A 14,679-nucleotide genomic window follows, 5' to 3' on the forward strand; every position below is an offset into this window, starting at 1 on the left:
GTAATCATAGCGGGGTGAGCGGTTTAAGTAATTCGTAGCAGCGCAGCTCAGGATAGTATTGGACGGTATAGTAACCAAGCTTACTATAGAGTTGATGTGCTTTACCATTAACCTGATCGACAAACAGCCTGGCAACTTTGCAATTCTGCGTTTTGCCGTAAGCTTCGCTATGAGCTATTAATTTTCTGCCCCAGTGTCTATTCCGGTGATCAGGATGCGTGACCATCATATCTAAATAAAGCACCTCACCCATCACTTCAAAATGGATGAAGGAGACTGGAGGGCTTTTTTTAGATAAGGATGCTACAAAAGTAACACCGCGACGGAAACGCTTTGGGAGCTCTCGAATCGTTTGCGCATCATGTTGGTGTACCGTATGGGATAAGGGAATAAGCTCATTGCGAATGAGGCGAACCACTTCGGCTTGATCATACCTTGGCTCATAAATACGAATCATGCTCATCATTCCATTTCTACCGCGCCAAATGGATCTGGGACGCAGCATGAATTTGCCGCATTAGGGCTAAACTAGTATATGTAGCGCGCTAAAGGATTGCGCCGAATACATTTTACAACAAGAGTTGTTTATGGTTCTTGACGAACTGAGATTCACGGCATATAATAAGGAAAGTCTTATCTACCACGTACTGGTATTCGTACCATGTGGTAAATACAAAATCAGCATTGATGAGGACGAAGTGCTTAGGGCCCTTTTGAACAGAGAGCGGATGGATTAGCTGCAACCATCGCCAAAATCCCTTTTCTACGAGCTCACCTCGGAGCTGTTTCCTTGAAAAGCAACCATGTGTTGCCTATTAGGGGGAATCGCAGGGCAAGCGTTACAGTGCCATTGGTAGAACGTATATGCATGACGTTCTTACTTGTAGAGGTTATACATCGGGAGATGTGTAACGAATTTGGGTGGTACCACGGAAGATATACCTTTCGTCCCTCGTTGCTTCGTATTGGAGCATGAGGAACGAGAGGTTTTTTTGTTTTTTCTGAGAGGAGGATGACTGATGATAACGCAAGGTGCAACACTGAAGTCAAAAGAGGAAATGAAGGAAAGAATTTCGAAACCTGAGGTTATTTCTGGTTCGGAAATTTTGCTAAGAAGTCTATTGCTTGAGGGTGTAGATTGTGTGTTCGGCTATCCAGGTGGAGCAGTGTTGTACATTTATGACGCGATGCACGGAAACCCCGATTTCAATCATTTACTAACACGGCATGAGCAAGGCGCGATTCACGCGGCAGACGGTTACGCCCGCGCAAGCGGCAAAGTAGGCGTATGTATCGCTACATCAGGTCCTGGTGCAACAAACCTCGTGACGGGAATTGCAACTGCATATATGGATTCCGTACCACTAGTTGTTATTACTGGTAATGTCATCTCCAGCCTGATTGGCAGCGATGCATTCCAAGAAGCAGACATTACGGGAATCACAATGCCAATCACTAAACACAGCTACTTGGTTCGCGACGTTGAGGATTTGCCTCGTATTATTCACGAAGCATTCCATATTGCCAATACCGGGCGCAAAGGTCCAGTATTGATCGATATTCCGAAGGACATCTCAGCGGCTAAGACATTGTTCAAGCCAGTAACAGAAGTTAGCATCCGTGGTTACAATCCAACGGTCACGCCTAACAAGAATCAAGTGGATAAACTGATTAAGGCGATTGAGCAAGCGGAGCGCCCGCTTATACTAGCAGGCGGCGGAGTCGTTTACTCTGGCGGACATGAAGAGCTGTTCGAATTCGTTACTAAAACGCAAATACCAATTACAACAACATTGCTTGGTTTGGGAGCTTTCCCAAGCGGCAATGATTTATTCCTAGGCATGCCAGGCATGCATGGCACATATACGGCAAATAAATCGATTCAAAGCGCAGACTTGCTAATTAATATTGGCGCTCGTTTCGATGACCGCGTAACCGGCAAGCTTGCGGGCTTTGCTCCACTGGCGAAAATCGTACACATCGATATCGATCCAGCGGAAATCGGCAAAAACGTACCAACAGACATCCCGATTGTCGGCGATGTGAAGACTGTTCTTGAGATTGTAAATAAGCTCGCGAAACGCGCAGATAAAGCGGATGATTGGCGTGCGAAGCTCAAAGCTTCATGTGAGCAATATCCGTTCAGCTATACGGATTCTGACGTTGAGCTTAAGCCGCAGTGGGTTGTAGAGCTGATCCATGAGACAACGAATGGAGATGCGATTGTAACAACTGACGTTGGTCAACATCAAATGTGGGCTGCTCAGTATTACAAGTTCAACAAGCCTCGTTCATGGGTTACTTCCGGAGGGCTAGGCACAATGGGCTTCGGATTCCCTTCTGCTATCGGCGCTCAAATGGCGAATCCGGATCGCGTAGTCGTTTCCATTAATGGGGACGGCGGGATGCAAATGTGTGCGCAAGAGCTTGCGATTTGCGCAATTAACAACATTCCGGTTAAGGTAGTAATTATCAATAATCAGGTGCTCGGTATGGTAAGACAGTGGCAGGAGCTTATCTATGACAACCGCTACAGTCATATTGATCTCTCAGGCAGCCCAGACTTTGTGAAGCTGTCAGAAGCTTACGGAGTTAAAGGCTTCCGCGCAACGAACAAAGAAGAAGCGCGTGCCGCATGGGAAGAAGCATTACGCCATCCTGGTCCGGCTGTTGTTGAGTTCGTCGTTCGGAAAGAAGAGAACGTGTACCCAATGGTAGCGCAAGGAAGCACCATCGACGAAATGATCATGGGGGATGCGGAATGAAAAAACACACGATCGCAGTAATCGTTAACGATCAGCCCGGCGTTCTACAGCGCGTATCTGGTTTGTTCGGACGCCGCGGCTTCAACATTGAAAGCATAACGGTTGGTTCCAGTGAAGAAGCAGGCTTGTCGCGTATGGTCATCGTCACTTCTGGTGATGATCATACGCTCGAGCAAGTAACGAAGCAGCTTTATAAGCTGATTGACGTTATTAAGGTCATTGATCTTAGCTCAAATCCAATGGTTGGCCGCGAGCTTGCACTCATTAAAGTGAATGCAGAGCCAGCATCTCGTCCGGAAATTTTAGGTGTTGTTGAAACTTTCCGCGCAGCGGTTGTGGACATTGGCACTCATTCGCTTATGGTACAAGTAGTAGGGGACACTGAAAAAATCGATGCTATGGTTGAATTGCTTAAACCGTATGGCATTCGTGAACTGTCGCGCACAGGAGTAACAGCATTAAACAGAGGCAATTCCAAGTAATAAGAGTTCATCATTCAACATCCCGCTTTGAGCGGGAGTTTAAGGGGAGAACCGCTGCTTAAGGGTCATTCTCTGCTTAAACACCCGCTCAAAAGGGTTAAACTAAAGGAGGCAATTATTAATATGGCAGTTACAATGTACTATGAAAAAGACGCTGATCAAGGCGTACTACAAGGTAAAACAATTGCAGTTATCGGTTACGGCAGCCAAGGTCACGCTCAAGCACAAAATCTTCGCGACAGCGGCTTGAAAGTTGTTATTGGTCTTCGTCCTGGTAAATCCGCAGACGTTGCTAAAAAAGATGGTTTCGAAGTACTTACAGTTGCTGAAGCAACTAAAGTGGCTGACGTTGTTCAAATTTTGCTTCCTGATGAAACACAAGCGAAAGTGTACAATGATGAAATCGCTCCTAACTTGAAAAAAGGCGCGGCTCTTATGTTCTCCCACGGCTTCAACATTCACTACGGACAAATCGTTCCAAACAAAGATACAGATGTATTCTTGGTAGCTCCGAAATCTCCTGGTCACATGGTTCGCCGTACGTACCAAGAAGGCTTTGGCGTTCCTGGACTAATCGCTATTGAGCAAGATGCTACTGGCAATGCTAAAGCTATCGGTCTTGCATATGCTAAAGGTATCGGCTGTACTCGTGCAGGCGTTATCGAAACTTCTTTCAAAGAAGAAACAGAAACAGATTTGTTCGGTGAGCAAGCTGTTCTTTGCGGTGGTGCTACTGCACTAGTTAAAGCTGGTTTTGAAACGCTTGTTGAAGCTGGCTACGCTCCAGAAATGGCTTACTTCGAGTGCTTGCACGAGCTTAAATTGATCGTTGATATGATGTATGAAGGCGGAATGGCGTCCATGCGCGATTCTATCTCCAACACAGCTGAATACGGCGATTATGTAACTGGTCCTCGCATTGTTACTGAAGAAACGAAAAAAGAAATGAAACGTGTATTGGAAGATATCCAATCCGGTCGTTTTGCTCGTGACTTCATCTTGGAAAACCAATCGAACCGTGCAATGCTTACAGCTACTCGCCGTAATGAAGCTGCTCACCCGATTGAAAAAACAGGCGCACAGCTTCGTGAATTGATGCACTGGATCAAGAAGTAATAAAAGATAGAATGTAGGAAAATATCCCGGTTCGCCGGATCGTTTGACGATGAGCACGTAGTATCGCCATGTGGTCCGAGCGCACCGGGATCATTTTGTTCACGGAGGTGCATTGCACAAATGCGGAAAATATATGTTTTCGATACAACGCTTCGTGATGGAGAGCAATCTCCTGGGGTTAACCTGAACACGAAGGAAAAGGTAGAGATTGCCCTTCAGCTTGAAAGGCTGGGAGTGGACCGCATGGAAGCTGGCTTCCCTGCTGCGTCTCCGGGAGACCTTGCTGCAGTTAATGCGGTAGCACGAGCAGTTAAAAATGCTACAGTTATCGGACTCTCTCGCTCGCGTGAGCAGGATATCGATGCTGTTCGTGAAGCGCTTATCGGCGCACAGGATCCGTGCATTCACGTATTTCTTGCTACAAGTCCGATTCACCGCAAGCATAAGCTGCGGATGGAGAAGGAGCAGGTGCTTGAAACGGCAGAGCGTGCCATTCGGTATGCAAAGCAATATTTTGACAAAGTTGAATTCTCAGCAGAGGATGCAGGACGTACAGAGCTGGACTTTCTGTGTCAGGTCGTTGAGATGGCCATTAAAGCGGGAGCAACGGTCGTAAACATTCCGGACACGGTCGGTTATATGAATCCGCAAGAATTCGGGAACATCTTCAAGGTGTTGAAGGAAAATGTACCGAATATCGAAAAAATTCAGCTGAGCGCACATTGTCACAATGATCTCGGCATGGCGACTGCAAATTCGCTGGCAGCGATCTTGAATGGTGCAGATCAAGTTGAGGGTACGATCAATGGTATTGGGGAGCGCGCTGGTAACACAGCGATCGAAGAGATTGCAATGGCGCTTGCTACGCGCCCGGACTACTTCGGAGCTCAAACGACGCTGAACCTGAAAGAAATTGCCAAGACGAGCCGCCTTGTCAGCAAGCTGACGGGCATGGTCGTTCCAGGCAACAAAGCAATTGTTGGTGCCAATGCATTCGCGCATGAATCTGGTATTCATCAGGATGGCATGCTGAAAGAAAAAACGACGTATGAAATCATTTCACCGGATACGATCGGACTGAAGGAATCCAAGCTGGTGCTTGGCAAGCATTCAGGACGCCATGCGTTCCGTGAGAAGCTGATCGACCTAGGTTATGAGCTTGAGGACGAAGCGGTTAATGCGGCATTTGCTAAATTTAAAGATTTGGCAGATCGCAAGAAAACCGTAAGTGATGAGGATATTCTTGCTCTGCTTGAAGAGAAGCTAATTGATACGCCGGAAGTATTTAAATTAGAAATGATTCAAGTCAGTTATGGCAATCAATCTACGCCAAGCGCATCCGTTCGGATTCGTAAAGCGGAGGGTGAGATCATAGATGAAGCGGCAATCGGCAACGGTTCCGTAGACGCCATCTATAACGCGATCGATAAGGTGACACAGGAAGTCGTGGAGCTTGAAGATTATTCGATCAAATCCGTATCGCAAGGCAAGGATGCGCAAGGTGAGGTTCATGTTGTACTAAAGCAGGATGATGTTTCTGCTCAAGGACGTGGACTTAGCACGGACATTCTTGAAGCTAGCGCGCGAGCATACATCGATGCACTTAATCGACTGATCGAGAAGCGCAAGACGCCAGGTCGCCGCGATAAGATGAGTCTAATCTAAAAAGAAAGCAGTTCGCCAGAGTATAACCTTTGGGCGGACTGTTTTTTTGTTCTTTGATAGATATAGCTTCAAAAAAGGGATAATCAAAGACCCTATAGTTACAGCCTATAGAGTAAATAGATTTTATATCTTGGTAATCAACTCGTTTTTATGGTACAAATGATAATAGAATGAGAATGAATGTGTAGACTTGCATTTTTCAACAGGATTCGCCAAGCCAAAACGCCTTTGGCGTCCTTTGGACGCTGAAGTAGCTTTGACGGTGAAATATAAGCCCTTTATAAGCTAACAAACTTATAAATTCTTATATTTTTGAAAACGTTGAATGGACAAGTTTAACTTAAAACGAGGAGTGTTACATTATTATGTCAGAAGTTAAGAAAATTGCAGTTATTGCCGGCGACGGTATCGGCCCCGAGGTAGTTGGCGAAGCTCTTAAAGTGCTCAAAAAAACCGAAGAGCTTTACGGCTACAAATTCGAAACAGAACACGGCTTGTTCGGCGGTATTGCAATCGACGAGAAAGGCACACCATTGCCGCAAGAAACACTTGACCTTTGCAAAGGTGCAGACGCGGTATTGCTTGGCGCAGTAGGCGGACCAAAATGGGACAACAACTCCAAGGAGCTTCGTCCAGAAACAGGCTTGCTAGGCATTCGCAAAGCACTTGGCCTTTTCTCAAACATTCGTCCAGCTACCGTATTCGATTGCTTGAAAGAAGCTTCAACTTTGAAGCCAGAAGTGCTTGAAGGCACGGATCTCATCGTTGTTCGTGAATTGACTGGCGGTATTTACTTTGGCGAGAAATTCCGTCGTGAAGGCGCTGGCGGCGAAGAAGCGGTTGATACATGCGTATACAACGTGCAAGAAATCGAGCGCATCGTTCGTCAAGCATTCGATATCGCTATGACTCGCGGCAAACGTCTTGCTTCTGTTGATAAAGCAAACGTACTAGAAACATCCCGTCTATGGCGCGAAGTGGTAAACCGGATTGCTCCTGAATACCCAGAGGTAGAGCTAGAGCACGTGCTTGTTGACAACTGTGCAATGCAATTGCTTCGTCGTCCTTCGAGCTTTGATGTCATCGTAACAGAAAATATGTTCGGCGACATTCTTAGTGATGAAGCTGCAATGCTGACTGGCTCAATCGGAATGCTCTCATCTGCATCGCTTGGCGAAGGCAGCTTCGGCTTGTATGAGCCGGTACATGGCTCAGCACCTGACATCGCGGGTCAAGGCATCTCCAACCCAATTGCAACAATTCTTTCCGTAGCGCTTATGTTCCGCCTTACATTTGGTTACCACGAAGCTGCTGCAGCAATTGAAGCAGCGGTGAAAGAAGTTCTTGATGCAGGCCACCGTACAGGTGATATTGCTGTTGATAAGAGCACAGCAATCGGCACAACAGAAATGGGCGATTTGATCGTAGCTGCTCTTAGAAAATAACATCTAGATTGTAATCATTATAAATAAATATTGATTATAATATTGACTTGTTTATAAACTAGTGATACTATTTACTAGGTAAGTCACACAGACGAAGTGACATAAACAATAAAATTTATGGATAGGTCAAGGAGGTTTTCTATTATGGCAGAGCGTTTGGTAGGCCGTCAGGCCCCTGATTTTTCAATGGAAACGGCAACAGGTGATGGTAAAGATTTCGGTACAGCTTCACTTGCAGATTATAAAGGAAAATGGTTGGTATTGTTCTTCTACCCACTAGATTTCACATTCGTATGTCCAACTGAAATTACTGCACTCAGCATGGCTGCAGCTGAATTCAAAAGCTTGAACACAGAAATTCTTGGTGTCAGCATTGATAGCAAACATAGTCACCGTGCATGGATCAACACGCCGGTTAACGATAATGGTCTAGGTCAACTAGAATTCCCTCTTGCTGCTGATATTACGAAAAGCGTAGCTCGTGACTACGGTGTATTGATTGAAGAAGAAGGTATCGCTCTTCGCGGTCTATTCATCATCAATCCAGAAGGCGAAGTACAATATCAAGTTGTTAACCACAACAACGTTGGCCGCAGCGTAGACGAAACTCTTCGCGTATTGCAAGCTTTGCAATCCGGTGGTCTTTGCCCAATCAACTGGAAACCAGGTCAACAAACATTGGTATCGAAATAATATATTTCGAATAGCAGTAAAAACAAAACCCGTGCCATTTAATGGTACGGGTTTTGTTTTTGTCTACATAGCGATACGGATAATGTGAGGAGAAAGCAGGAATTTCGTCCATGCAGAGCGAATATGGTATACTTAGCAACAGATAATAAAAAATGATAGGTTTGTTAACGCAAACTTTAGATGATGGTTGTTAAGATAGGTTTACTACGTAAACCTAAGTTGATGCTTACGAAGATAGGTTTACTACGTAAACCTAAGATGATGCTTACGAAGATAGGTTTGCTGCGCAAACCTAAGTTGATGCTTACGAAGATAGGTTTGCTACGCAAACCTCTAAGGAGGAGTCGTCAATGAGTTTTTGCTGTGGAGCTAGTATGATTGGAACAAAAGGTACACTTAAGCATATTCGGACGCATATTCACAATGTGCCCATTATGTTTTGTCCTGTCTGTCACCGTGTAGATATTCATTATTTAATCGAAAATGAATATGAGATACTAGCCGAATATGCACATGGCGACGGTGCTGCTGAAGTTGATTTTCAGGAGTACGTAGAGCAAGAAGGCAAGGCGCTGCTTGAGAATTGTGTTAACCATGAGAATGAGGATCCAATGGATGTTGTCCACAGTCAAATCGATATGGCGCTTGATTTGCTAAGCTTTGCCAAGCAAATTGAGGATACGGAATGGCAGCTTGTTCTTAAGAAGCGTCTAGGGATGCTCAACAATAGAAGGAATAAGCTCCGTCAACGCCGTACTTCCGTTTAGTTTTTTAAACATGAATGGTGAGCCCTCCTTCACGGGGGCTTTTCTTTTTTTGAAAATATAAAAATGTATCATTTTGTAATTTTTTAAGTTCGTTTGTTTCTCAATCAACGGTTCTCTGGCGATATAAAGGACACTAAAGATGCTTTTTAATGTAAATTAAGATTTTCTCAGAATGTACCCCCCGAAACCGGGCAGACAGAAACGAATCATACTAATAGTGAGGTGGAGCGGTTGTTACTTGTTTTGTTCAAACGCTTTCTGCGGAAGTCTGTTTCTGCCAAAGTAGCAGAGGATGAGCAGAAGCTCACTCCAGAACAATGGGTTGCTCAAATTCGTGAAGGTGACGAGCTGCTGCGTGAGCAGTTCATAGCAGACTATAAGCCTTATATAATCAAAGTTACAAGTCGATTTTGTAAACGGTATATCGATCCGAGTCGAGATGATGAATTCAGCATAGCGCTGCTCGCATTTAATGAAGCCATCAATCAATTTTCCAGCAGTGCTGGAAAATCATTTCTCGGATTTGCTGAAACCGTCATTCGTCGTCGGCTTATTGACCATGTCCGAAAAGAACAGAGGCATTCTCAGGTTGTGCCTTACAGTATGTTCGACTCAGAGGATGAGGAGCAGCCTCAATATAATTCAGTCGAGACAAGACAAGCGATGACTGCATTTGAAATGAAGCGCACAGAGGACGAGAGAAGGCTTGAGATTACTGAGCTTAATCAAGAGCTTTTGCGATTTGGCATTTCCTTTGCAGAATTGGTAGACAATTCTCCCAAGCATACCGATTCAAGAAAGCTGTTGATTGGTATCGCGCAAACGCTTGTAAGTGAAACGGACTTATTAGATTCTTTAAGGCAAACGAATAAGCTGGCTGTAAAAGAGCTGACCGAAATGTGCGGTGTTTCTCGCAAAACGGTGGAAAGAAATCGAAAATACATTATTGCTATCGCACTAATCATTTCTGGAACATACCCTTACATGCATGATTATTTACATATATCCGATGAGCACATCGTTGAGAATAAGGAGGCAAGCAAATGAAACGTGGAGTCGTTATGAGCATTCATAAGCAGTATGCAGTTGTGATGACGGCAGACGGTCAATTTTTGCAGGCCCCTATTCAGGGAACTACACAAATCGGAGAAGAAGTCACATTCGAAGAAGAGTTTAAGAAGCGCGTCATCCAGAGGCCGATTTATTGGTATGGAAGTGCTGCCGCCCTTATTCTGATTCTCTTTGTTCCACTTTTATTTTTCATGCAAAGAGACTCACAATCCGTAGTTGCTTACGTGAGCATGGATATTAATCCAAGCGTAGAGCTGGGCGTCGATGAAAACGAGAAGGTACGTGAGCTTCGCGCACTTAATGAAGATGGAGAAGTCATTATTAAAGGTCTCAAATACGCAGGTATTCATGTGGAAGAGGTTGCTGCTTCAATATTGGAGAGGGCTAAAGGCTCACATTACCTGGATACGCCAAACAAAGATATTTTTATTACGAGTGTTTTATTAGACGACAATTTTGCGAGTAAAGGCGATTTTGAGAATATTTTGACGGGAAAAGTCGACGAGAAACTGAGAATGCTGCTCGCTCAGCTTGAGGCAGAAGCAGCAAGCGCTACAATTACAACGTTGTCGCTGCCTAATGAGGTGCGTGAGGAAGCAGCTATAAATGGTATTTCTTCAGGCAAGATGGCCGTATATTTAATGGCAAAGGATGAAGGCTACAGTATCGAATTGGAGCAATTGAAAAAGCAATCCATCGATCAGGCAACAGCGTCTATCGGCGGCGTGAAGACGATTGTAAGCAATGCGGGAGATACGAGCAAAGAAAAGCTCAAGAAGCTGGTAGCACTGGAAAAAGAGGATAAGGTTAAGCAGCAAAAGGAAGAAACAAAGACGAAACCGAAACCGATTAAACCGACTACGACTCCAACTGCAAACAAGCCAGTAAAAGTGGAAAAACCAACTAAACCTGTCGTTAGCGGAGTAAATAAAGGAAACGCAACTAATAAGCCCAATAAAAACGGGACATGGGGCAACAAGCCGGTAATTACGCCAGGGAAACCAACTAAGCCAGTTCAGCCTACAAAGCCGAGCGGCGGTAAAAACGATCATAAAGATGACGACAAAAATAATAACAATCATAATCATGATCGAAATAATGATGATTATGATGATGATGACAATGATCGAAATCGAGATCGCAATACTAATCGCAATAATAACGTAAACAGTCAACAAGGCAAACAAGAAAATGATAATTGGAAAAATCGATATGATGATAAAAAAGATAAGGAATGGAAGCACGATTGGGATAGATGGTATAAAGGTCGGGGGAGCAACAATAATGATTAGACTTCCGATATAAAAATGAACAAATAGCAGGAAATGAATGCAGTAGGCTAAAGTCCTAGATGACTTTCGGGCAGACTTTTTTCCTATTTACGGTGCATAATTCGACAGGATTTCCGATTGACAGCGATTGTAAACTCGCCCTATGATTAGTAGTAACTGTAACCGTTATTTATAGATGTTGCCGGGGAGGAGTACAAGATGTTGGCCATTCGAAAGCGCTATTTCCCGGCGCTTGCCGAGTATATTCGGAGTGGTAAGGAAGTATCATTATTCCATGCTAACGAGCTTGGCAAGGAGCTTTACGGAATAAACCCTGAAGAAATTATTGCCGTACATGAGGAATGCATACAGTCTTTGGCTGCAAATGTTGACTCGGAGGAGGCTGTGCGATTATATAATCGTTCCTTTGTTTTTTTAATGGAGATTATGGTTGCTTGCCGATTTCGTTTGCAGCCAGAGAGATCAACGGAGCAAAAATTCACTGAAATGCGAGAGATGCTTTTCAGGTCCAACCGCTCCTTTGAACGAGTCAAAAATAAGTATGAAAATGTTTTGCAGCACATGGACAGCGGAATTGCTTTGTTTGATAGTGATGGAATTTTATCGTTTATTAATGTGCAAATGGCCAAGCTGCTCGACATCCCTCGGAAAACATTAATTGGTTGTACGATAAAGGAAATATTAAGACATCGGCGGCTTACTAGCAGCACGAAGCGAACAGTTCTTAGACTCTACAAAGAAATGTTTCTCATGCATAGCAAGTATTATGAGTTCCAACACAAAGATGGTAAACATTTATTGGTAACGGTTACATACGGTGATCAGTTAGACGGTGATTTTTTAATTAGCGTGAAGGATGTTTCTGAATATAAGCAAATTGAGCAGACGGCATTGCAAAACGACAAGCTTGCCATGCTCGGGAAAATTGCTGCTGCAATTGCACATGAAATTCGTAATCCGTTGACAAGCATTCGCGGCTTTATTCAGCTATTGCGGCCATATTTACTGGAAGTGGGCAAAGAAGAATACGCTCGTATTATTTTAACGGAAATCGACCGGGCAAATGATATCATTTATGAATTTCTAAATTCGTCCAAGCCATCAGCACCAATGAAACAATTGGTGTCTATCGATCATTTAATAAAAGAGGTTGTGCTTCTGACCGAAAGTGAAGCTTTGATGCGGAATTGCGAAATTAAAGCGGAGTGTTACTGCTCAGAGCATCTCGTCTCGATTGATGTTAAACAAGTGAAGCAGGTTATTTTGAACATTATTAAAAATTCACTCGATGCGATTGAAGAAGTTCAGAGCGAGCGTAGAGGCCTTATTGATATTATTACGCGTGGAAATGGACAATTTGCCGAAATTATTATTAAGGATAATGGAAAAGGCATGGACAAAGCAACGATGAGCAGATTGTTTGACCCCTTCTTTACGACGAAGCAGTCGGGTACAGGGTTAGGCTTATCAGTAAGCTACAGAATTGTTCGCAATCATAATGGTACGATTAGAGTGGATAGTCAATTAGGGGTAGGGACTGAATTTATTCTGACACTGCCATTAGCTTAATGTTCACTGCAAATGGATTGGCTTAGCTGAATTGAATCGGATGCTCTCCCCCAATCGTGGGCGGGGAGTATTTTGCTTTTTCATATCATGATAGCTAAGTGACAAGTCTGCAATTATAAACATGGCAAAGAGGAGAACGCTTAGGTATAATGAGTTTGAAAAAAGCGATTGAAACGATTCAAATGAAATGGATTCGGTTAGGTAAATCCATTTGGAGAGCGAGGGAATAATAATGAGTATTCAATTTACATACGGAGTTCGCGGTACAGAGCAAGCAAATTTAGATGCGGTTATTCGTTTTGTCAGTAAAAAAGAGTTGACGCAATCAGAAGCAGTTACCCCGATCGTACAGCCGCAAATCGATGAAGCGCTTAGAGGACGTTATGCTAAAGGATTGTTTAAAGCGGATTCGGAGCAAACGGAGATTGTGCCGACGCTTGGATTGTATCCTGCGTCTCATATCGTGTTTGTTGGCCTTGATCAGGATGGCGGAGCTACGAGCCTGCGGCTTGCAGCAGCGGCTGCAGCCAAAGCATTGAAAAAATTACAGGCGGTAAATGTGCAAGTACTACTGTCTGATGCACTTGTTGAAGGGCAAGTTGAAAACCTTGGAGCAGAGTCTACTGCACAAGCGCTGACTGAGGGCTTGCTGCTCGCACTTCATGATCGACAGCCGTTAAAACGGGAAAAAGCGGAGCGATTTTCGCTGAAAGAGGTTGCACTCGTACCACAGGGAGCAGCTGCATCAGCGGAGGAAGCCGCTTTATGGACACAAGGGATAACAAAAGGCCGATTGTATGTTGAAGGGGTCATTTTGGCGAGAGACCTTACGAATCTGCCTGGTAATGATCTTACGCCAGAACGGTTGGCGTATCATGCAGAGGAATTAGCGCGTGAGCTTGATTTGGAAATAGAAGTCATTGACGAGTGGAGCGCGGCTGAGCAGCGGATGGGCGGTCTATTAGGCGTTGGACAAGGCAGCATAAATCCACCGCGTATGATCGTTATTCACTATAAAGGCAATCCAAATTCAGAAGAGGCATGGGGACTAATCGGAAAAGGAATTACGTTTGATACGGGCGGTATTTCCTTGAAGAGAGCGGAAGGCATGCAGGATATGATTTCCGATATGGGCGGCGCAGCTGCTGTGCTGGGTGCTATTCGCGTCATTGGAGAGCTGAAACCAGCAATCAACGTTATCGCAGTCATTCCGACAGCTGAGAATATGCCTTCGGACCGAGCGATTAAACCTGGAGATGTGCTGCGCATGATGAGCGGCCATACCGTTGAAATTGTGAATACCGATGCTGAAGGCAGATTAGTGCTGGCAGATGGACTTACGACCGCAATTACAAGGGGAGCAACGAAGCTGATCGATGTGGCAACGTTAACTGGTGCCGTATCCGTAGCCTTGGGCACGCACGCAACAGGCGCTATTACAAACAATGACGAGCTCTACAAACAGGTGCAGCTTGCGTCAGAGAGAGCTGGCGAACGAATCTGGCAGCTTCCTTCTTATCCGGAATATAAGCGGCAGATTAGAAGCGATGCAGCAGATTTGAAAAATAGCGGCGGAAGATATGCCGGTACGATAACCGGCGGATTGTTCATTGGACATTTTGCCGAAGGATTGCCGTGGGTGCATCTCGATATTGCCGGAACTGCATGGCTGGATTCGAGCAGAGGCTGGGAGCCTAAGGGAGCTACCGGTGTCATGGTTAGAACTTTAGTTGAATTGATTGTACAGCAAGAATAAGCATTGAGATGTGATGATTTGGAGGTTCGCCGCGCATGGCGTACCTCCTTTATTTGCG

The 14,679-nt window shown here is 44.6% G+C and carries 12 protein-coding genes; 11 read left to right on the forward strand and 1 reads right to left on the reverse strand.

All coding sequences use genetic code 11. The features are described 5' to 3' along the window. Window positions 1–4: 4 nt before the first annotated feature. Entirely contained in the window at window positions 5–505 is a 501-nt protein-coding gene (locus MHH56_RS07715) for a GNAT family N-acetyltransferase (protein WP_339207560.1), read from the reverse strand. 514 nt (window positions 506–1,019) lie between these two features. Between MHH56_RS07715 and ilvB the strand changes: the two genes are divergently transcribed. From ilvB to MHH56_RS07770, 11 genes are all read left to right on the forward strand, one after another. After that, window positions 1,020–2,765 carry a biosynthetic-type acetolactate synthase large subunit gene (gene ilvB / locus MHH56_RS07720; RefSeq protein ID WP_339207561.1) on the forward strand — a complete coding sequence of 582 codons (1,746 nt, stop codon included), beginning with the start codon at window positions 1,020–1,022 and terminating at the stop codon, window positions 2,763–2,765. Continuing rightward, entirely contained in the window at window positions 2,762–3,247 is a 486-nt protein-coding gene (gene ilvN / locus MHH56_RS07725; protein ID WP_076268009.1) for an acetolactate synthase small subunit, read from the forward strand. Before ilvB ends, ilvN begins: the two co-directional genes overlap by 4 nt. Before the next feature lie 123 nt (window positions 3,248–3,370). Beyond that, window positions 3,371–4,363, forward strand: a complete 993-nt coding sequence (gene ilvC, locus MHH56_RS07730) for a ketol-acid reductoisomerase (protein ID WP_076268008.1) — start codon at window positions 3,371–3,373, stop codon at window positions 4,361–4,363. Window positions 4,364–4,483: 120 nt separating this feature from the next. Then, window positions 4,484–6,028 (forward strand): 2-isopropylmalate synthase, encoded by a 1,545-nt coding sequence (locus tag MHH56_RS07735; RefSeq protein ID WP_339207562.1) that lies wholly within the window; start codon window positions 4,484–4,486, stop codon window positions 6,026–6,028. A 365-nt stretch (window positions 6,029–6,393) separates the two neighbouring features. Further along, window positions 6,394–7,473 (forward strand): 3-isopropylmalate dehydrogenase, encoded by a 1,080-nt coding sequence (gene leuB, locus MHH56_RS07740; protein ID WP_339207563.1) that lies wholly within the window; start codon window positions 6,394–6,396, stop codon window positions 7,471–7,473. 144 nt (window positions 7,474–7,617) lie between these two features. Beyond that, window positions 7,618–8,166 carry a peroxiredoxin gene (locus MHH56_RS07745; protein ID WP_076268005.1) on the forward strand — a complete coding sequence of 183 codons (549 nt, stop codon included), beginning with the start codon at window positions 7,618–7,620 and terminating at the stop codon, window positions 8,164–8,166. Between the two features lie 350 nt (window positions 8,167–8,516). Beyond that, window positions 8,517–8,933 (forward strand): hypothetical protein, encoded by a 417-nt coding sequence (locus tag MHH56_RS07750; RefSeq protein WP_076268004.1) that lies wholly within the window; start codon window positions 8,517–8,519, stop codon window positions 8,931–8,933. Between the two features lie 231 nt (window positions 8,934–9,164). After that, the gene (gene sigI / locus MHH56_RS07755) at window positions 9,165–9,980 is read left to right on the forward strand and encodes an RNA polymerase sigma factor SigI (RefSeq protein WP_339207564.1); all 816 of its coding nucleotides are present in this window, start codon (window positions 9,165–9,167) and stop codon (window positions 9,978–9,980) included. Beyond that, window positions 9,977–11,296, forward strand: a complete 1,320-nt coding sequence (locus MHH56_RS07760) for an anti-sigma factor domain-containing protein (RefSeq protein WP_339207565.1) — start codon at window positions 9,977–9,979, stop codon at window positions 11,294–11,296. Before sigI ends, MHH56_RS07760 begins: the two co-directional genes overlap by 4 nt. A gap of 198 nt (window positions 11,297–11,494) precedes the next feature. Beyond that, window positions 11,495–12,865, forward strand: coding sequence for an ATP-binding protein (locus tag MHH56_RS07765; protein ID WP_076268001.1), 1,371 nt, complete (start codon window positions 11,495–11,497; stop codon window positions 12,863–12,865). Between the two features lie 232 nt (window positions 12,866–13,097). Beyond that, the gene (locus MHH56_RS07770; protein WP_339207567.1) at window positions 13,098–14,621 is read left to right on the forward strand and encodes a leucyl aminopeptidase; all 1,524 of its coding nucleotides are present in this window, start codon (window positions 13,098–13,100) and stop codon (window positions 14,619–14,621) included. Window positions 14,622–14,679: the final 58 nt, after the last annotated feature.

Source organism: Paenibacillus sp. FSL K6-3182 (assembly GCF_037976325.1).
GTDB lineage: Bacteria > Bacillota > Bacilli > Paenibacillales > Paenibacillaceae > Pristimantibacillus.